The sequence below is a fragment of the Ralstonia sp. VS2407 genome (genome assembly GCF_052950655.1).
The window spans coordinates 1-571 of sequence record NZ_JBRFVG010000105.1 but is presented as its reverse complement, the minus strand read 5'-3'; the positions used below and the strand labels follow the sequence as shown (position 1 = coordinate 571).

The window sequence follows — 571 nt, the reverse complement described above, 5'->3', positions numbered from 1 at the left end:
CGAAAAAATTAGGGTATCAAGGAGATAATGACCCGGTAAATTTGGCACGCTGTGCACGAGAAGTGATGCGCAAATTCTTTTTGGAAGCGGAGATTGGCATTACAGGTTGTAATGTCGATATTGCGGATAGCGGCTTAATTAACTTAAATACAAATGAAGGAAATGCTGATTTGACCATCAGTATTCCTAAGACACAAATCGTGTTAATGGGGATGGAAAGAATCGTACCAACAATGCGTGAAGCAGAGGTTTTAGATAACCTTTTAGCCAGAAGTGCCGTTGGTCAAAATTTAACAACGTATGTGACGTTTGCCGGGCAAAAAAATGCGGATGAATCCGATGGTCCAGAAGAATTTCACGTGGTCATTTTGGATAACGGACGTTCAAAAGCGTTAGGAACAGCCTTTCAGCCAGTCTTACAGTGTATTCGTTGTGGGTCTTGTCTGAATGTTTGTCCGGTCTATCGCCATATTGGAGGGCACGGTTATGGCTCTATTTATCCAGGACCAATTGGTGCTGTGCTTTCTCCAATTTTAGGTGGATATAAACAGTTTGGGGAATTGCCTTATGC

The 571-nt window shown here is 42.4% G+C and carries 1 protein-coding gene; it reads left to right on the top strand.

All coding sequences use genetic code 11. From position 1 onward, the window contains the following. Positions 1–65: 65 nt before the first annotated feature. A partial coding sequence (locus ACU8YE_RS24080) for an LUD domain-containing protein (RefSeq protein WP_446929872.1) occupies positions 66–571 on the top strand: 506 nt, incomplete at its 3' end.